A 17,708-nucleotide genomic window follows, 5' to 3' on the forward strand; every position below is an offset into this window, starting at 1 on the left:
TAGCGAGGCCGCTAATGGACGTCAGTAAACCACATTCAAGCATTGCTTGCGAGCATGAGCGTTGGAACATCAATGCCGATGTTATCGCTGGGCACTATGCCGTCAAGAAGCGCGGCCCGAAGTATCTCCCAAAGGCTTATAGCGAGCAGGAAGCGAAGGACTACAAAGCCTTCAAGGATCATGTTTCCTTCTACCCTGCCGCTAACCGCACCCTGACTGGCCTGCTTGGCCTGATGTTCCGCCGTGCGCCCGTGCTGGAAAACAGCGGCATCATCGAGAACCAACTAAAGGACATCATCACCCGCGACGGCAAGACGGTCAACGAACTGGCTAAGGCCATCTGCAAGGAATATCTGACCACCGCCTATTACGGTTTGCTGGTCGATCATCCATCAGGCAGCGCGACCAGCGCCGGTGAGGCAATCGCAGAGGGCATTCGCCCCTATGTGCTGCAATATCCCGCGCATAGTATTCTGGAGGTCCGCAGGGGCGTCGTAGGGCGTCGTCGGGGGCTAACCTACGTCCGCATTTTGGACGACGAAGAGACAGTGCGCGTCTTGGAACTCGTGAACGGCATCTACACGGTGGTCATCCACAAGAAGGTCGCCAACACATGGGTTCCCCAGCCCGCTATCGTGCCTCGTCGCAATGGCCAGCCGCTTCGCGAAATCCCGTTCGTCCTCATCAGCGAAGACGATATGATCGCACCCCAGCCCAGCATTATGGATCATGTGGTTCAGCTTAATCTCGACCATTACCGCGTTCAGGGGCTTCTCACCTCCTGCCATATGTTCATTTCCACCCCCATGCTGTTTGCCAAGGGCTTGGAAAAGGGCGCAGAGGACAAGCTGACGGTCAGCCCCGGCGCCATCATTTCCGCAGAAAGCACAGATGCAGACCTAAAGTGGGTCGCACCGTCCGGTGACGGCATCCCGTCGCTGGAAAGGCAGCTTGAACGCACGGAAGACAAGCTAGCCGTAGTCGCTTCGCGCATCCTCGCCCGTCAGAAGGCTGTTGCCGAGGCTGCTGAGACAGAAGCTCTGCGTCAGGGCGCGGAAAACTCCGTCCTGGCCTCAATGGCCAACCACATTTCGGCCAAGATCACGCAAGCATTGCAGCTTGTCGCGGATTGGACCGACGGCAGCACGGTTCTCTATCAACTTAACACCGACTATCTGCCCGCCAAGATGGACGCGAGCGAGATTTCCGCGCTGTTCACGGTCTATCAGGGCGGCGGCATGTCCTTCGAGAGCTTCTTCTATGCCCTGCGCGATCGTGGCGTCCACAATGAGACGCTGACGCTGGACGAAGAGCAAAAGCGCCTAGAGGCATCTGAGCCAAAGCCAGCGGCGCAGCCGACCGCCCCTGATGCCGATCTACAGGTCAAAGGTATTCCGTAAGGTCGACACAGCTTCTGACGGCCGACCGATGATGGACGGGCCTATGATGCCCGGCACCGAGCAGTTCTTGTTGAACCAAGTCTTTTTGGAATTCTGGACATTAGGATTGGCCCGCAACGCCATGCCGATCATGACCGTTTCGAGTTCGTCAATTTCCCGACCGGATCGGGCCGACGCCCGGCAGAAATTGCCGCGCACTGGTTCGATTTTTGCGATCAGATGAATAGCGGGATAGCCCTTCTTTCGTTGGCTGGCGCTGACATAATGATTCAGCTTGTGGTCCTGAAAAATCTCGCCGCGAAAGCCCGCTTGTGCATTGGTTTTGCCGACATACCATGGGGTATAATTCTCACCATGGCAGGTCGAAAACACATAGATGCCGACCGCGCGCGCCAATCCGGGGTGCATTTCCTCAATTTCATCCCAGAATGCGCGCAGTGCTTCGCCCTTGGCTTCTTCTTCCACTCGGGGCGACCAGAACGGACCATAGACCTGATATTGCATCTTTCCTCCCGTATTGCTTCAGCTTCCTGCTTAGATAGCCACGGTCAGGAAGGTCAATTCCGCCCCCTCGCTAAATAACTGGCATCGGTTGGGCCGGTGCGACGCGCGGCAGGGCCGCACCCCTAGACAGGCCGGGCCTGAGAGGATGCACATGACCACAGAAACTACCACCGAACCCTCGTCCGAGGACGTTTCGGGCCTCAAGAACAAGAACGCCGACCTCAAGCGCGAGCGCGACGAATGGAAGCGCAAAGCGGATGCCGCTCAAAAGCTACTGGATGAGGCGGAAGACAATGCTGCCGCCGGCGACGAACTGGCAAAGCTACAGCGCGAATACAATAAGCTGGAAAAGGCTCTCAATGAGATGACCGGCGAGCGCGACACCCTCGCGGCCGATCTTCGCACCACCCGCGTTGATGGCGCGATCAGCGCAGCCATCGCATCCGGCAACGTCCGTCCCGAAATGGTCGAAGCCGTCGAAGCGATCCTGCACCGCAAGGCGCAATATGAGGATGGCGCAGCCACGATCGACGGCAAGAGCATCGCAGATTTTGCGAAGGCATACTTCGCCAAAGACGGCGCGCATTTCGTCCGTGCTGCCGACAACGCCGGTGCTGATGCCAACGGCAATAATGGCGCAAAGTCGGTAGACTATGCCAACAAACCCTTTGCTCTCGGTGAGTATCAGCAGATGCTACAGACCAATCCAGAAGCTGCCGCAGCATGGGCGGATGCAACCGGCAACGGCTTCCTGAACGGCTAAACCAAGCACCTACCTTCAATACTGAGCGCGATCACTCTTCGCGCTCAGTATTCCTGCGTCAAAACGACTCCACAACCCTCCTTACTAAATAGCCGGACACACGAAAACGTGTCCCGGCAACTGCTTGATGTTGCCCGGAAGACAACATCAATAAGTTGGAGGGCAAGCCAAATATGGCATCCACAAATCTATCGAACGTGGTCGTTCCAGAAGTCTTCGACCGCTACACTCGTCAGCAGACCACCGTTAAGTCTGCTCTGCTGAACTCAGCAGTTCTCATTAACTCGGTCAACTTCGACGCTCTCGCCGCAAGCGAAAGCACCGTTGTTACCCTGCCCCACTTCAATCCGTTCGCATGGGTCGAGTCCGACCTAATGAACGACGACAGTTCCGTTAAGGGCGGCACCGCCGCTGTTAGCGCCGCTGCTCAGGTTGCTCAGAAGGACTACCGCGCCAAGGCATGGTCGGCAATGGAACTGACTTCGACCGTTATCGGTGAAGACGTTCCTGCCTACATCGCTTCGGTTGCCGCTACCTACTGGACGCAGGACATTCAGCAGAACGTGCTGGCAAAGCTCAAGGGTCTGGAAGCTGCTAACGCTGCGAACAACGGCGGCGACATGATCGTCAACGCTGCAACCGACGCAACCGGCACTCCCACCGCTGCTCAGTCGATCGGCTACGGCCTGATCCTCGACACTCTCCAGACCATGGGCGATAGCTCGGACAAGCTGGGCGTCGTGGTCATGCATTCGCAGATCAAGACCAACCTGCAGAAGCAGGAGCCAGGTGCTTTCGGTCCAGCCTCGCAGGTTGCTCCTTTCGGAACCTACTACGGCAAGACCATTATCGTTGATGACACTGGCCTCATGGTTCAGGGCACCAACCGCAAGACCTACACGACCTACTTCTTGGGTCAGGGCGCTTTCGCATACGGCGAAGCAGCTTTCGGTCGCGGCACCACCATCGGTTACGACGACCACAGCGGTAACAATGCCGGTGAGGAAAAGCTGTTCACCCGTAAGCAGCTTCTCATTCACCCACAGGGCTTTACCTGCTCCGCTGCAATCACTGCTCCTGCGAAGTCGCCTTCGCTGGCTCAGTATTCGGCTGCTGGTGCGTTCACCCGCGTTTTCGAGCGCAAGAACGTCCCAATCGCGATCCTCAAGACGAACGCCTAAGTTCGCCTGAGACGGCATACAGAAGCCCCGGCGGAAACGTCGGGGCTTCGCTGTGTCAGAATAAATATGGCTATGATGGACATTACCGTAGCCGAGGCAGACGCCTACCACACGCTCAGGGGCAATGAGGATTGGCAGTATTTCGGCACGGACGCCGAGAAACTGGCCGCGCTCTATCGCGCCTCAGACTACATTCGCGCCACCTATCGAACAGCAACCGGCGACGATGCTGATTTGCTCGTTCGCGAGTCAGTCATTCGGCTGGCTCCGATGATCGACACGCTTGCGGCAAAGCGAGAAGCCGCCGCGATTAAGACGAAGAAGGAAAGTCTGGATGGCGTATTGGCCGAAGAGACGACCTACTTCGACGGCATCGCGGACAGCGACCCATTCCCAGACATCACGGCGCTGCTCAGCCGCGTCACGCTCGGCCAGTCCAACGGGCGCGGCCTGAACATCATTAAGGTGGTGCGCTGATGGATATCGCGAAGAGCAAAGCCACCGCAGACCGCTTGCTTGCCAAGGTAGCGAGCATTGGCCTCGTGACGAAGAAGAGCGACATTCTAGGCGAAGCCGTCCTGTCCGCGTCCGTCAGGGTGAAGATCAAGAACCGCACGGCACTGCCACAGCAGCCGGTCAGGTGCGAAGCCATCATGAGCGCGACCACCTTCCCCGTCGAGGGCGCTGAATTGCTGCTCAAGGGCGTCACCTATGACATCGTTGAAGTGACTCAATCGGGCATCCTGTCTGAGCACATCATCCAGAAGGTGGTGCTGCATGAGCGTTAAGGGCTGGGGCGCACTGGTGCGCAAAGTCACCCGCATCCGCGATGGCGTTGAACAAGCGCCACAGAAGGCCGCAGAGACATGGCTGGAAGATGACTTCAAGCCATACGCAAAAGGCGTCGCGCCCTTCCGCACAGGCGAGTTCATGGAAAGCATTGATGGGCGCGTAACCCGATCAAGTGTCACCGTGTTCGCCGATGCACCACATGCCCGATACGTCGAGGAGGGCACATCGAAAATGCCTGCTCAGCCGACCATCGGCCCTGCTTTCGAGCATACCAAGGGCAAGCTGCGCGAAAGGATCAAGAACGAGATTGCGAAGGTGACACGATGAGCGCGGCAAAGCTGGCAAACCACATTCGCGAGTTGATCGCCGCCGACGCTACGCTCTCCAGCCTGAATCTCGGTCTGGTCAATTTCGGCATCCCTGCGAAGCTGCCCGCGATCTATATCGATGGCATTGTGTTCGATGATACGATCCGAACGCACATCACGTTCAACCTCTGCTACGTCACTACAGACCTGAGCATTGAGCAGTTCGATGTTGCACAACGCATCCTTGAAGCTGTTCAGGAAAGCAACGCGCTAACTGCATCGTCTTTGCTGCCTCGCCCTGAACCGGAGAATAAGCGGAACCGCTGGATGATTCCATGCAAGGCTTATCCTAGCAGACTCTGAACGATAATACCCGGCGACCAATAAATACCTCTAGTGTTAACACAACAATGGAGGTAAGCCAAACATGGCTACTGAAAACATTAAGCTGGGTTCGAAGTGCCGTGTTTACATCGGCAAGACTCAGACTGCTGATCCAGCGACGCTGACCAATTTCGAGCTAATCGAAAACGAAAACGAGTTCACCCTCTCTTACAGCGTCGATGCGCAGGAAATCGATACCAAGTCGGCTGGCAAAATCTCGATGCCCGGCACTGAGTCTTGGGAACTTACCTTTACCACCAACGCCGCGCTCTCCGACGCAGCTTTCCAGTATCTCCAGAAGGCGCGCAATAAGTCGTGGTCCTATGTGATCGTGGAAGACGGCACCAAGAAGCTGTTCAGCGGCTCGTTCCTGATGACCGGTGTTGAAACCACTGCTGGCGCGGTTGGCGTTCGCGAAGGCAGCTACACGCTCAGCAACTCCGGTGCAGTCACCGAGTATGACGAAGCTGGCGTGGCTCTCACCGACGACTAAGAAACGATGTGACCGGGCCTGCCCCGGTCACACTGCCTGATAAGGAAAACATAAAATGGCACTAAAGAACCGTCTCGGCACTGGCGTTTTCGTTTGGGACGACCAGTCAATCAAGTTGCAGTCCAGCCTTGGAAATCTGGAAGCTCTTTCAGAGGAAACCGGCAAGGATGCAATCGAGTTTCTACAGACCGCGAACAAGCCGTCCGATCTAGCGACCATGTTCTTTCATTTGCAGTATGGCAGCGCCTATACTCGTGATGAAATCTACGCTGCATTCTTTGGTCGCATCTCCGAATTCGACAAGCCTGAATGGCAGGAAGCCTTCGCAAACTGCATCAGCGACATGCTCGGTGTGGAAAAGATGAAGCTGCTCAAGCCATCGCAGGAAGATACCCAAAAAAAGACAGTCGACTAAAGCTGCACGAGGTAGCTTGGACTAACCTCTTCGCGCACAAGATACCGCCACAGGATATTTGGGACACAACATGGCCTGAGTATCTTCTGGCGGTAGTCTCTTGGCAATCAGGCATCGAAGACGATCAGCAGTCATCCGATTCGGTATCTGGTTCAGAAGCCATGCGCCGCATCCGTCGAGCAAGAGATAGCGTGACCTCCAAATAAATAAGCGAGCAAATGGAGGCGCCTATCGCATGAGTGACGCAGTAACGATTGAAGTTGGTTTTAGCGGTAGTCGCGCCTTTAGCGGACTGGATACGCTTCGCGGTCTTCTAACCAGCACAGGGCGCGTTGCAGAGCGCGAGTCCAACAGCATCCAACGCAGCCTGAGCGGCATTGGCAATGCCCGCATCAACACAGGTTTTGCCAGCGGAATCGAAAACGCGCTTGGTCGCGTTCGCTCCAGCGTCACTACCACAGTTGGCGGCATCGCATCCCAGATGGGCGGCCTTGGCGGCGCGATGTCGAGCATCACATCGTTTGTCCCTGCCCTCAATCTAGCCGCTGCCGCCACTATCGGTGTCGCGGCTGGCGTCGGTATGGTTGGCAAGGCCGCGCTCGATGCCGCGTCCAAAGTGGAAGTCTGGAAGGCCAACTTGCTCACCATCACCGGTGACGCGAAGAAGGCAGAGGACAGCTATGCGGCCCTAGTTAAGTTCGCGGAGAAGACGCCTTTCGACCTCAGCCAGTCGGTTGAGGGATTCATCAAACTGCGAACCCTTGGCCTACAGGCGACCGAAAAGGCGCTAGTCTCGTTCGGCAACACCTCTGCCGCTATGGGCAAGCCGCTATCGCAAATGATCGAAGCGGTTGCTGACGCTGCTACCGGCGAGTTTGAACGCCTAAAAGAGTTCGGCATCAAGTCGAGCAAGGAAGGCGATAAGGTCAAGTTCACCTTCGCTGGCGTGACCACAACCGTCCGCAACAATGCTCAGGAAATCCAGAAATACCTAGAGGACTTGGGCAATACCAAGTTCGGCGGCGCGATGGCCCGCCAGATGGACACCATCAGCGGCAAGATGGCGAACGTCGAAGATGCGATGTTCCAAGCCCTCGCTGCAATCGGCGGAGGCCAGCTTGGCACGGCATTCAAGGAAATTCTCAGCACAATCGCGGCTGGCATCAGTGCGATTACACCTGTGCTGGGCAGCATCGGCAACGTGGTCGGCTCTATCGTGGGCGCAGTCGGCAAGCTGATTAACGGCCTTGCTGGTATCTGGTCATCCATTGCCACAGGTGGTCAAGGCGTCCAGCCTGCGCTTGATGCACTCGCTGCCGTGTTCAACGGTTTGGCTGCTGCCGTCGATATGTTCGGCAATGCCGTGTCCTATGTGTTGGGCGGCCTATCCAGCTTCATCAATGGCGTAATCGGTAGCCTCGCCAGCTATCTGGGCATCAACAAGAAGGTCTCTGCCGAAACCGCAACATGGGGCAGTCTGGCAAAAGCTGCATGGGAAGAAATTGGCAAGTCCGCGACCAACGCGAAGACGGCCACCATTTCTGCCCTGTCCGATATGTGGACCGGCACCAAGGGTGTCTTCTCCAACATCGGCAAGTATCTTTCGGAGGCGTTCGCAACTCCAATCGCTGGCATCAAGCAGATTTGGGGCGGCATCAAAGGCTGGTTCAACGACTTGTTCGGCGACCTGGAGTTCAATCCAGAGGGCATCGTTACTGGCGCTGCTCGTATCGTTGACCTGCTCATCGGCACATTCCGCGGCGGCGTCGCTGCCATCGGCGTTCTGTTCGATCAGCTTCCCGGCGCTATCTGGTCGAGCCTGTCACCGGGCTTCCAGACAATCCTAACCGGCGCGAAGAATCTCTTCGTCGGCATCGGTCAGGCCATCGCATCGGTTTACAAAGCGGTCGTAGGCTTCGGTAAGAGCGTGGCGGGCGATGTAGCGTCCGTGTTCAACGCGATTTCCAGTTTTATCGAAAAGTGGGTCAACAAGACCATCGGCGCAATCAACACCGTGATCGGCGCAGCCAATAAGCTGGGTGCCGGTATCAGCGAAGTGGCCCAAATCCAGATTGGTCGTGTTCAGGCTCCCAAGGCCGGTGCCGCTGAAAACAGCGCGTGGGCGAAGCTGGGCAATGACATGGGCAAGGCGTTCAACGGCGGCTTTGGCCATGAGGCAGAGAACGGCGTCAAAGGCCTGATTAAGCGCGCTCGCGCAATCGGCAAAGCGGCTGGCTCTGCATCCGGTGGCCTCGATAGCGGAACGGCCGTGAAGCCCGCTGCCGACAGTGGCGGCGGTGGCAAGGGCAAGAGCGATAGCGCCAAAGCACAGGAAGCGAAGAAGTATGCCGATGCTGTTGCCGACCTGAACAAGCGCATCAAAGACCTGACCCTGAGCGAAGAGCAGAAGGCATTGGCCGACGAGCTGGAGCGCGCAGGGTTGGGGCGTGACGTTGAGCAGATCAATGCCAAGGCGAACGCTATCAAAGACCTGTTCAAGAAACTGCGCGAAGGTGAGCAGGCCAAGAAGGTCAGCGACATTCTCAAGGACTTCAACGAAAAGGTCCGCGAACTCGCCTATTCGCAGGAACAGCTTGCGATGGTCGAGGCGCGTCGTCGTGCCGGTCTGAACACCGATCTCGCCGTCAACGATGCGATGACCGCCAAGGTCGATGCACAGGCGCAGGCATATTACCGTCTGCAAAAGGCGAAGGAAAGCGCCAAGGCCGTCAAGGATATTGAGACGGATCAGGCCCAGCGCGGCCAGCAAATCGAACTGGACAATCTGGCGCGCACCAATCCTGACAAGGCCGACGATCAGCGCCGCATTCTACAAATCCAGATAGAGCGTGACGCCAATATCGAGAAGATCAGGGCGCTTGAGGGCATCAACGAGCAGAAGCGCGCCGAACTGATCCTCAACGAACAGAATCTCGCGAAGCAGCTTGAACAGGGCGTTGCGATGGATCGTCAGGCCGAAGGTGCTTCTGCACTGGCCAACTTCCTGACCGCAATGTGGGATGGTCCCAAGCAGGCGTTCAAGACATTCATCAGCGGCGTTTTGCGCGGCCTGCTCGAAGCTATCGCGAAGGCGGTGATCCTTGGTGACAAGCTAGGCGGTAAGGGTGGTATCGGTGGATTGCTCACCAGTGTCATCACCGGCGCGCTCGGTGGATCGTCCGGTGTCAGCGGCGGTCGTGCTTCTGGTGGTTCTGTCCGTGCCGGTGATGTTCGCTGGGTCGGTGAAAACGGCCCTGAACTGATGCGATTTGGTGCCGCTGGCACGATCATGAACCACAACACCGCGAAGCGCGCTGTCGGCGGCGGCGGTGGCAATGTCACCATCGGCGGAACGTCCATCGTGATTCAGGGCAATGCAAGCGAAAGCAGCCTGAACCAGATGAAGGCCCAGCTAGACGCCCATCAGCGATCCATGCGCGCAATGGTGCGCGATGAACTCCAGAAGCAGAGGTAAACATGCCCGCTCTCCCCTATCAGGGACAACTCATCGTCCCTGTCGATTGGACCATTACACCCATTAAGCAGACGATGCAGGCTGGCGCTTATAACATGAGCGGCACTGTGGGCTGGCGTCCATGGACTGAAACAGCAACTCTGACATGGACTCTGCCGAAGCCTGATGCACTGGCATTGATGACCGAATTGAAAGCCGGTCACTTCAATCGCGTTTACGATTACACCTGCAATGTGCGCGGTGCGATCAGGGTGCGTCCGACTTCTGCGTTCGGATACAGCGAAACATACGGAAACCTGAATGTCACCGTGACACTGGCTGTTGAGGTGGTCTGATGCCGAATCTCAACAAATCCACTTTCGACAGGCTGATTGAGTTCTACTCGCTGGACCTGACCGTGTTTGGCGATGCCGTTTACAGGTTCGTCAACACCAGCACTTTCGAAGCTGACCTACCAGAAGATGGGATAATCCGTTTCAGCGGTCAGGATTGGACACCATACGCCTTTGTAACGTCTGGATGGCAGCGCGGCGGGGAAAATCTCGTGCAGCCGACAATCGAGATGCCCGACTTTGGTTCGGCTCTGGCTGTGACGCTGGCCAAGTATGACGATGCACCCGGCGCGCCCGTGACCCGCTACCTAGCCCTAGCCGACGATGTGATTGCCGATAACCCGCAAGCCGCGTTCCAAACAGAACGCTACCTGTTGGACAGCGTATCGTCGGATGGGCAAGTGCTAACCCTGACCCTCGCTACCCACGCTGACTTCAAACGAGCCAAGTTCCCCGGCTTCAAGATGACCCGAGAGCACTACCCCGGCCTTGGTTCAAACCTGCTGCGATAATTACTTTAGACTTTTCAGCCCAGATTTCGCGTTGTCCACCAACGTGACAAGGGTTCGGCAGCGTGATTGCAGATAGCTGTTATTTGAATCGTGCTGCTGGTCATCCAACCTACATGCCAAAGACAGGCCGCCGAGACTGACGAAGAGCCGAGGATCGTTGCCCGGATAGGCTTGCAGCAGGTTAATCTGATTGCTGACCTGTATAAGATCACGCTTCAACTCGAATCCACTGTCGGCATGGATACCGCCACCGAGGCTAACAAGTTGTATGTAGCTGGTCGCGCGTTCTGCTGCGATTTCCGCCAATCTCACACCCTCATCGATAACCGCACATCTGCGGACATACTCTAGCTCTTCCGCTCGATCTTCCATCTGAGTGGAACGATTGCGCTCATGCAGTGCAATGTATCCAGTGGCTGCAATTGAGAGCAGACCACCCAACCCCGAAACCCAATCGGCTACGCTGCCCCATTCAATCGCCATCTGCCCCGCCTGCTTAAATACTATGTGAAAATCCTATCCGACGCTCTGTGGCTGGAAATCAAGCCCATCTTCATGCGCGCATGGCCGCGCGAGGCTATCGTCGCCATCTGGCCAGATGGATCATGGCGCGAGATTGAGAATATCAATCCGGCACCACACGAGGCGTTCAGCTATTCCCATGCCGATAACGCCCTGCTTCTCAACAAGCGCCCTGCCCTCTTCCTACATAGCCATCCCCACGGATCGGCCGAACCCAGCGATAGGGACACAGAGAGTCAGATTGCGACCGGCTGGACATGGGGCATCGTCGCTGTCCATGCGAACCTGACCGGCGTTACCGATGTAAGCTACCCTGAAATCTGGGGGCCAGAGAAGCCCGTAGAACCCCTGCTAGGGCGCACATATCTTTGGGGTATCCGAGACTGCTGGAGCCTTTGCGAGGACTATTACAGGGCGTCTGGCCGCGTCATTGACCCTATTCCCCGTGTCAGGGAGCCGGGACAGCATCACGCTCATGCACGAGGGCAAGATCCTTTCCGCTATTGGCCGCCCCGCTTGGGCTTCAAGCCTGTCGATCGAGCAGACCGCCAGCCCGGCGACCTCGCCATCATGTTCTGGAACAGCCCAATTGCCAACCACTGCGCGATCTATTTGGGCGAAGGAAGATACCTTCACCAACTCAGCCAGCGCCATTCGGAAGAATGGCTTCCGCAGCAGGAAGAGCGCGCCATCGAAAAATACGCAATGCAATTCTGGAGGCTGAAACCATAATGATAAAGGTCATCCTGCACGGTTCCTACAAGGACAAGGCACCAAAGGGCTATAAGCGCGGCATTACTGTCCACGCATCAACTGCGAAAGAAGCTGTCGCTGCACTTGAGCAGATTATCCCGCTCCGTCGAATGATCGAGGTGATGCCAGCAGAGTTTCGCATCGGCAAAACGCTTAAGAACTCGGTCAGCCTAACCGGCAATCAGGTATCAAACAACTGGACCCTGCCCGCTGGCACCGTTCTCCATATCGCACCCCATGCGACCGGCCACGAAATCACATCGGCCATGCTCATCACCGCGCTTGTCAGCACGGCAGTAGGTATCGCAGTCACTCAACTGCTCAACCTGCTCATGCCGGTTGCTCAGACGAAGAACGATAAGCGCAAGTCGGCCCTGTATGAGAATGGCTTGAACACCCAGACAGAGGGTGCAGTTCTCGCCTACATTGCCGGTGATCGCGTCCTTTGCGGCTTCAACGTCCTTGAGGCTGACGTTGATTATTCCAGCCCCATGAACTCCCCGCAGTCGGCTTGGGAAGCCAAGTTCGGTGGCACAGGCGTCTATCGCGCAACGGACGCCCTGCAAACGGCTATGGAAGCGAACGGCAAAAAGGGTGGCGGCAAGACGATCAGCAACACCACCTACAGCGATGCCACTTTGCGTCTGACCGCTGCGCTCGGCGCGGGTGAAATCGGCGGGATCGTCGGCAGCACGGTTGAGGAGAAAGAGAAAAATATCCTCGTCAACGAAGTCCCGCTTCGTGATCGCGGCAGCAATGCCCTGAACTATAACGGCATCAGTTGGGCCGAGCGATATGGTGTCGAAGGTCAGTCGCCAGTGCCGATCACTCCCGGCATCCCTGCGAACTTCGACAGCAACATTGAACTGCGCCAGACGCAGGCCGGTGGCGGCAGTCAGTTCTACATCACGAACACAGTTACCAATGCCGATGTGAACCGCGTCAAGGCGCGCATCCGTTTCAACGGTTTGGTGCAGACCAGCAAAAAGGGCAATCAGTCCACGACCGTTGTTCAGGGCGGCTTCGACGTTAAGCGCCTGAGCGCACCGACATGGACGACCGCTGGACAGTGGTATGTGAATGAGAAATCCAGCGATCCATTCGTGCGCGATTACTCGATTGCGGCACCGCCAAAGACTGTGGGCGACGAGTCCGATCCATGGATGTTCCGTGTTTATAGGACCACACCAGACAGCACCGACGACAAGCTACAGAACGACACCGCATTCAATGGCTGGGTCGAGTATCAGGATATCGAACTAGCCTATGACGGCAGCGGCGGCGAAGTGCCGACCGCGCTGTTCAGCACCATGATCGACCTCGCGCAGTTCGATCTAGGGTCCAGCCCTGAAATCGCTGTCATCGTGCAGGGCCAGAAGGTCCGCGTTCCCGACAATTACGACCCGGTTGCCAAGACCTATGACGGCTTCTGGAATGGTGCATGGAAATATGCCTTCACCAGCAATCCGGTATGGCATTGGCTAGAAATTGCCACGAATGCGCGCATGGGTTGCGGCTTCCCTGATAGCTTCTTCAATAAGTTCGCGCTGCTGAATACGGCCAAATACTGCGACGAGCAGGTCAACGGCCGGACCCGTTTCACCCTCAACAAGCAATTCACGGACGAGATTGACGGCTGGCAGGGGCTAATCGACCTCGCCCAGACCTTCCGCGCCTTCCCATATAACAATGGCAGCGAGATCGTCTTGATGCAGGATCGCCCGCAGGACGCTGTTGACCACTACGTCAACAATTCCGCGACCGCAGACGGCAAGTTCAAATATGGCAGTGCGCCGGTTCAGGATCGTCTAAATGAGGTGATTGTCGAGTTTGACGATCCCAACGATTACTACCGCAAGGCCATGGTCGTGTATCGCGATCAGGAGAGCATCGACCGCAATCGTGCGCTCGGCCTCTCCAACAATGGCGTCGTGTCGCGCACGGTCTACAAAACCGGATGCACGAACAGGCAGGAAGCATATGACTTCGCTCGCATCCTCGTATTCGCAGCACAGAAGGAATATGTCACTGTCGAGTTCGACACTCTGCTTGCGGGCGCCGGATATGCGCCAGGCCAACTGATTGAAGTCGATGACTGGTCGCGTTCGGGCAAGGCTCCGACCGGCCGCGTTGCCGAGATCATCAGCCCGACACAGCTTCGCCTAGATCAGCCAATCCCGCTCAAAGCGGCAACTGCCTATCGCGCGCATATGGTTGTCGGTAACGGCCTTGATACCCGCGCTGTGACGATGGTCGGCAGTGCGACGACCACTGACATTATCAACGTCGATACGACCGACCTTGAAGCTGATACCCCTATCGGCATCGTGGAGTTTTCCAGCGCAGCCGTTCAGCCCCGCGTCTTCCGCATCAAAGATATCGTTGAGGCCGGTCAGGGCCGATACACCGTCAAGGGCACCCTCCATCATGAGGGCAAGTTCGCCTTCTTCGATGATAATGTCCCGGTCGACTATTCGCCATGGACGACCCTCAATCCCATCACGCCAGCGCCTACGGGTTTGAAAGCTGTTGCCCGTTCCTACACCGACGAGCAGCTAGGCCCACAGAATGTTTTCGATGTGTCGTGGGATGCCATCGACAATGTGCTGGAGGATGGAACGCGCCTGCTTCTGGACGGCTACTCCCTGCAGGTAAGGCGTCCCGGTAGCAGCGCATGGGAAGACATTTATCGCGGACCGAACAACTTCGCCACCATGCGAAACGCAGAACCCGGCGAGCATGTCTTTAGCTGTCGCTCAATAAATACGCTGGGCAAAGCAAGCCCCGCAATGATCCTGCGCGTCACCTTTGAATATGGCGATTCAGGCGTTGATGTTTGGCCGCCAGAATTTGTGAGGTTCGACTAAGCCATGGCAGCAGTAGAATTCACTGGCCGTGACCTAGTAGTCTGGTTCAGAGAGCATCCCAGCAATGGACAGGAATGGCAGTATCGTTTGCGCTATGAGTGCGCGAACAGCGAAATCGTCCATTATGTGAACCACACCGTTTTCCAGAGCACCGATACCGATGGTATGCGTATCTACAAGGATGCGCTCACCTATGAGGAAAATGTAGCTGCTGGCCTAACCCGCTCGCCCAAGGTCTTCATGGCAACGCAGGAGGCTGGCGGCAAATGGTCTGACGAGCGCGAGATTGATAGCCTCAATCCCGCACCGCCCGTGCCTGCCATGATCCCCATGCACGGCTATGACATGGCGGTTCTGCAATTCAGCAAGCCGGAAGACACCGACTTTGCTGGGTTCGTCGTCTGGGCGGACACACAGAACCCGCCGCGCAAGAACGAGATTACCAGCAAATATCTTGGGCCAGATACGACCGTGACGCTGCCGCTGGCTCCCGACACGGAGTATTTCATCACCTATGCGGCCTATGATGCTTTTGGCACGGACTTGCTCAACGAGGCGACCGTTCGCATTCATACGCTGTCCGTCGAAAGCAAGCTGCTGCCGATCCTGAATGAGAAGTTGGAAGGCGTAGCCGCCCTCAACGTCCAGCGCAGCACGGCCTTTGGCAAGCTGGCCAACGCCTATGGCAAACAGAACGAACGTCGCATCCAGAAGGCGGTCGAAAAGCTCTACACCGACATCGATAACGGCACTCTCATTTCCGGCAAAATGCTGGAACAGGAGAGCAAGTTCGATGAGTTCGACGCTGTGTTCAATCTCTATCAGGAGACACAGGCCGGGGTCGATTTTGCTCAGTCTCAGCAGCTTTTGCAGATGGGCGCTAAGTTCGAGACATTCGACGGCGATGTGTCCCGCATTGTTGAAGCTGCTCTCGTTGAAGAGCGTAAAGTGTATGTCGATGCCGACCAGGCATTGACCCTGCGCCTCGATCAGCAGGCCAGCCGCATTGACGATAATGAAAGCCAGTTCAACGACCAGATTGAAACACTGGTCGATGCTGACACGGCTCTAGCCAAACGCATCACCGATCAGTCCGCAGTCTGGAACAGCGACATTTCGGGCGCAATCACGGCGGCCATGCAGACCGTCAACGAAACGATTGCCGATGAGAGCGAGGCTCTGTCCAAGCGCATCGATACGCTGTCTGCACAAATCGGCGACGGCGAGGACGACAACGGATGGGAAAGTGCCCTTGAAGAGGTCAAACAGGCTTATGCCGCTGGCGACAAAACCAACGCCGACAACATCACCACCCTGACGAGCAGACTCAACGATCAGGGCGGCGTAACGCTGGAGCAGAAGCTGTCCACCTACGGCAGCGCCATTGATGGCTTCGGCGGGCAATATACCCTCAGGATCGACAATCAGGGCCGTGTCGGTGGCTTCGGTCTCTACACGGATGCCAGCCAGAATTTCGAGTTCGCGGTTAATGCTGACCGCTTCGCTATCGGGCATCCCGGCGGCGTCGAAATGGTTTTCGAAGTGGTCGGCGGCGTTGTGCGCTTGAAACAGGCGGTCATGGACCGTGCGACCATCGACGGTGCGCAGATTAATGACCTGTCCGTCAACACGCTCAAGATCGCGGGCAATGCCATTACGGCAAATCAGGTGATGACCAGTGCGGACGCTCTTTGCGCAGCCGGTGGCTCGGTGGACTTCCTGACAACCGGCTTCATGACCATAGGCGACGGCGTATCTGGCAATGCGACTATCGAAGTCGGCTTCACGCGAGACGCCACCACCGGCTACGACGCAAGCTGCAAAGTCCAACTCTGGGTTGATACTGGCAGCGGCTATGCCATGGCATCTGAACAGACGCTCGGCATCACAACCGATAACGGCAACAGCTATAGCCGAACGAGCGAATCAATCTCTTGTCAGGTTACGGGCGCACAGGTTCGCGTCATTGCCCGAATGATTTCTGGCGCTTTCCTGCCGCGCTCTGTTTCTCGCATTCAATATGCGCGGGATATCATGATGACACTTCAAGGAACGAAACGATAATGGCTTATGCTTACTTCAAAGCAGATGGCACAACGCTGGCCATTTCGCGCAACGAAATCGAATATCAGGACAGCAGCGTGATCGTTGCTGAATTGCCTGACCTCTTGAACGCCAACCTGATCTATCTCGACCTTGAAACATTGAAGGTCAAGGCACGACAGCCCTTCCCTATCAAAGTCAGCTATAATCTCGTTAACAATGTGCCAGCAGGAACAAGCGTCACATTGAACGATGAGGTTCTGACGGTAGATGATGGTTCGATTGAATTTGAGGCTGACACCCCAGAGAGGTTGATTTTGTTCCTCTACCACCCGCATTTCATCGAGCAGTGTATAGAAGTCCAGACAGGACCGGAGGCAGTATGAAGGTGAACGTCAAAAAGGGCTATGCGGCGGCAAGAGCGGCAGCTTACCCTAGCTATGCAGAGCAATTCGATATCCTGTTTCATCAGGGCTATGATGCTTGGAAGGCTATCATTCAGGCCGTGAAGGATGCCAATCCCAAGGATGACCCGACCGACTGAGCGCATCGCGGAGGGACAAATAAATACTCCTGTATAAGAACAGGAGAAAACCCCTGATGGCGTGGTTCAAGTCCGGCACAATCAATCTCACCAACAACTCCGATATTGTGATCGGAAACAGCACCAATTTCGACAGTTCGATCCAGCGGGGAGATATCCTCGTTGTCGATGGCAAAAACTACGAGATTGATGGTGTCGTGAACTCCGTGCAGTTGAAGCTGGCTAGTCCGTTCAGCGGCGGCACGGGCAACGGCGTCAGCTATGGCATCGTCCACACGCAATCGACCGTGGCCGGTCTGGATCGCGACGTAAACACGATGATCGAACTTGCGGCAGAGATTATCGAGAACGGCATTGAAGGCGGCGACAGCGCCTATGAAACAGCCGTGAAGAACGGCTTCGTTGGAACCTAAGAGGAAT

20 protein-coding genes are annotated in these 17,708 nt (G+C 56.5%); 18 read left to right on the forward strand and 2 right to left on the reverse strand.

Annotated elements, in window-relative coordinates:
- The first annotated feature begins 14 nt into the window (after positions 1-14).
- Positions 15-1,400 (forward strand): DUF4055 domain-containing protein, encoded by a 1,386-nt coding sequence (locus E5554_RS15995; protein WP_136187417.1) that lies wholly within the window; start codon positions 15-17, stop codon positions 1,398-1,400.
- Here the strand turns inward: E5554_RS15995 and E5554_RS16000 are convergent.
- Positions 1,377-1,904 (reverse strand): hypothetical protein, encoded by a 528-nt coding sequence (locus E5554_RS16000; RefSeq protein WP_136187418.1) that lies wholly within the window; start codon positions 1,902-1,904, stop codon positions 1,377-1,379. The genes E5554_RS15995 and E5554_RS16000 overlap by 24 nt on opposite strands.
- A gap of 151 nt (positions 1,905-2,055) precedes the next feature.
- Here E5554_RS16000 and E5554_RS16005 point away from each other — a divergent pair, with 151 nt between their 5' ends.
- The 11 genes from E5554_RS16005 to E5554_RS16055 all read left to right on the forward strand — a co-directional run bounded on the left by E5554_RS16005 (position 2,056) and on the right by E5554_RS16055 (position 10,559).
- Positions 2,056-2,667: a kinesin gene (locus E5554_RS16005; protein WP_136187419.1), complete on the forward strand. Its 612-nt coding sequence runs from the start codon at positions 2,056-2,058 to the stop codon at positions 2,665-2,667.
- A 173-nt stretch (positions 2,668-2,840) separates the two neighbouring features.
- The gene (locus tag E5554_RS16010; RefSeq protein WP_136187420.1) at positions 2,841-3,848 is read left to right on the forward strand and encodes a hypothetical protein; all 1,008 of its coding nucleotides are present in this window, start codon (positions 2,841-2,843) and stop codon (positions 3,846-3,848) included.
- Positions 3,849-3,914: 66 nt separating this feature from the next.
- Positions 3,915-4,325, forward strand: a complete 411-nt coding sequence (locus tag E5554_RS16015; RefSeq protein ID WP_168708722.1) for a hypothetical protein — start codon at positions 3,915-3,917, stop codon at positions 4,323-4,325.
- On the forward strand, positions 4,325-4,636 hold the full coding sequence (locus tag E5554_RS16020) for a hypothetical protein (protein ID WP_136187422.1): 312 nt from the start codon (positions 4,325-4,327) through the stop codon (positions 4,634-4,636). The genes E5554_RS16015 and E5554_RS16020 overlap by 1 nt, the downstream gene beginning before the upstream one ends.
- Positions 4,626-4,967 (forward strand): HK97-gp10 family putative phage morphogenesis protein, encoded by a 342-nt coding sequence (locus E5554_RS16025; protein WP_136187423.1) that lies wholly within the window; start codon positions 4,626-4,628, stop codon positions 4,965-4,967. Before E5554_RS16020 ends, E5554_RS16025 begins: the two co-directional genes overlap by 11 nt.
- Positions 4,964-5,311 carry a hypothetical protein gene (locus tag E5554_RS16030; protein WP_136187424.1) on the forward strand — a complete coding sequence of 116 codons (348 nt, stop codon included), beginning with the start codon at positions 4,964-4,966 and terminating at the stop codon, positions 5,309-5,311. The genes E5554_RS16025 and E5554_RS16030 overlap by 4 nt, the downstream gene beginning before the upstream one ends.
- Positions 5,312-5,375: 64 nt before the next feature.
- A complete protein-coding gene (locus E5554_RS16035) occupies positions 5,376-5,825 on the forward strand; it encodes a hypothetical protein (RefSeq protein ID WP_136187425.1) in 450 nt (149 codons plus the stop codon).
- A 55-nt stretch (positions 5,826-5,880) separates the two neighbouring features.
- On the forward strand, positions 5,881-6,240 hold the full coding sequence (locus E5554_RS16040) for a hypothetical protein (protein WP_136187426.1): 360 nt from the start codon (positions 5,881-5,883) through the stop codon (positions 6,238-6,240).
- Between the two features lie 235 nt (positions 6,241-6,475).
- Positions 6,476-9,715 (forward strand): hypothetical protein, encoded by a 3,240-nt coding sequence (locus tag E5554_RS16045; protein ID WP_136187427.1) that lies wholly within the window; start codon positions 6,476-6,478, stop codon positions 9,713-9,715.
- Between the two features lie 2 nt (positions 9,716-9,717).
- Complete coding sequence (locus tag E5554_RS16050) at positions 9,718-10,050, forward strand: hypothetical protein (protein WP_136187428.1); 333 nt, start codon at positions 9,718-9,720, stop codon at positions 10,048-10,050.
- Entirely contained in the window at positions 10,050-10,559 is a 510-nt protein-coding gene (locus E5554_RS16055) for a hypothetical protein (RefSeq protein ID WP_136187429.1), read from the forward strand. Before E5554_RS16050 ends, E5554_RS16055 begins: the two co-directional genes overlap by 1 nt.
- On the opposite strand, the gene E5554_RS16060 is transcribed toward E5554_RS16055, so the two are convergent.
- Positions 10,560-11,042, reverse strand: a complete 483-nt coding sequence (locus E5554_RS16060) for a hypothetical protein (RefSeq protein WP_136187430.1) — start codon at positions 11,040-11,042, stop codon at positions 10,560-10,562.
- A 24-nt stretch (positions 11,043-11,066) separates the two neighbouring features.
- Between E5554_RS16060 and E5554_RS16065 the strand changes: the two genes are divergently transcribed.
- From E5554_RS16065 to E5554_RS16085, 6 genes are read left to right on the forward strand one after another with little or no spacing between them, the layout of a single operon-like run.
- Entirely contained in the window at positions 11,067-11,813 is a 747-nt protein-coding gene (locus E5554_RS16065; protein ID WP_136187431.1) for an NlpC/P60 family protein, read from the forward strand.
- Positions 11,813-14,701, forward strand: coding sequence for a phage tail protein (locus tag E5554_RS16070; protein WP_168708723.1), 2,889 nt, complete (start codon positions 11,813-11,815; stop codon positions 14,699-14,701). The genes E5554_RS16065 and E5554_RS16070 overlap by 1 nt, the downstream gene beginning before the upstream one ends.
- Positions 14,702-14,704: 3 nt before the next feature.
- Positions 14,705-16,765: a hypothetical protein gene (locus tag E5554_RS16075; protein ID WP_136187433.1), complete on the forward strand. Its 2,061-nt coding sequence runs from the start codon at positions 14,705-14,707 to the stop codon at positions 16,763-16,765.
- Complete coding sequence (locus E5554_RS16080; protein ID WP_136187434.1) at positions 16,765-17,130, forward strand: hypothetical protein; 366 nt, start codon at positions 16,765-16,767, stop codon at positions 17,128-17,130. The genes E5554_RS16075 and E5554_RS16080 overlap by 1 nt, the downstream gene beginning before the upstream one ends.
- Positions 17,127-17,288: a hypothetical protein gene (locus E5554_RS23100; RefSeq protein ID WP_168708724.1), complete on the forward strand. Its 162-nt coding sequence runs from the start codon at positions 17,127-17,129 to the stop codon at positions 17,286-17,288. The genes E5554_RS16080 and E5554_RS23100 overlap by 4 nt, the downstream gene beginning before the upstream one ends.
- Positions 17,289-17,344: 56 nt before the next feature.
- On the forward strand, positions 17,345-17,701 hold the full coding sequence (locus E5554_RS16085) for a hypothetical protein (protein ID WP_136187435.1): 357 nt from the start codon (positions 17,345-17,347) through the stop codon (positions 17,699-17,701).
- Positions 17,702-17,708 lie beyond the last annotated feature (7 nt).

It is taken from the genome of Sphingobium sp. PAMC28499 (assembly GCF_004795815.1).
Lineage (GTDB): Bacteria > Pseudomonadota > Alphaproteobacteria > Sphingomonadales > Sphingomonadaceae > Sphingobium > Sphingobium yanoikuyae.

Coding starts and splice junctions, on each gene's coding strand:
- E5554_RS15995 (WP_136187417.1), top strand. CDS start 15: ATGGACGTCAGTAAACCACATTCAAGCATTGCTTGCGAGCATGAGCGT.
- E5554_RS16000 (WP_136187418.1), bottom strand. CDS start 1,904: ATGCAATATCAGGTCTATGGTCCGTTCTGGTCGCCCCGAGTGGAAGAA.
- E5554_RS16005 (WP_136187419.1), top strand. CDS start 2,056: ATGACCACAGAAACTACCACCGAACCCTCGTCCGAGGACGTTTCGGGC.
- E5554_RS16010 (WP_136187420.1), top strand. CDS start 2,841: ATGGCATCCACAAATCTATCGAACGTGGTCGTTCCAGAAGTCTTCGAC.
- E5554_RS16015 (WP_168708722.1), top strand. CDS start 3,915: ATGGCTATGATGGACATTACCGTAGCCGAGGCAGACGCCTACCACACG.
- E5554_RS16020 (WP_136187422.1), top strand. CDS start 4,325: ATGGATATCGCGAAGAGCAAAGCCACCGCAGACCGCTTGCTTGCCAAG.
- E5554_RS16025 (WP_136187423.1), top strand. CDS start 4,626: ATGAGCGTTAAGGGCTGGGGCGCACTGGTGCGCAAAGTCACCCGCATC.
- E5554_RS16030 (WP_136187424.1), top strand. CDS start 4,964: ATGAGCGCGGCAAAGCTGGCAAACCACATTCGCGAGTTGATCGCCGCC.
- E5554_RS16035 (WP_136187425.1), top strand. CDS start 5,376: ATGGCTACTGAAAACATTAAGCTGGGTTCGAAGTGCCGTGTTTACATC.
- E5554_RS16040 (WP_136187426.1), top strand. CDS start 5,881: ATGGCACTAAAGAACCGTCTCGGCACTGGCGTTTTCGTTTGGGACGAC.
- E5554_RS16045 (WP_136187427.1), top strand. CDS start 6,476: ATGAGTGACGCAGTAACGATTGAAGTTGGTTTTAGCGGTAGTCGCGCC.
- E5554_RS16050 (WP_136187428.1), top strand. CDS start 9,718: ATGCCCGCTCTCCCCTATCAGGGACAACTCATCGTCCCTGTCGATTGG.
- E5554_RS16055 (WP_136187429.1), top strand. CDS start 10,050: ATGCCGAATCTCAACAAATCCACTTTCGACAGGCTGATTGAGTTCTAC.
- E5554_RS16060 (WP_136187430.1), bottom strand. CDS start 11,042: ATGGCGATTGAATGGGGCAGCGTAGCCGATTGGGTTTCGGGGTTGGGT.
- E5554_RS16070 (WP_168708723.1), top strand. CDS start 11,813: ATGATAAAGGTCATCCTGCACGGTTCCTACAAGGACAAGGCACCAAAG.
- E5554_RS16075 (WP_136187433.1), top strand. CDS start 14,705: ATGGCAGCAGTAGAATTCACTGGCCGTGACCTAGTAGTCTGGTTCAGA.
- E5554_RS16080 (WP_136187434.1), top strand. CDS start 16,765: ATGGCTTATGCTTACTTCAAAGCAGATGGCACAACGCTGGCCATTTCG.
- E5554_RS23100 (WP_168708724.1), top strand. CDS start 17,127: ATGAAGGTGAACGTCAAAAAGGGCTATGCGGCGGCAAGAGCGGCAGCT.
- E5554_RS16085 (WP_136187435.1), top strand. CDS start 17,345: ATGGCGTGGTTCAAGTCCGGCACAATCAATCTCACCAACAACTCCGAT.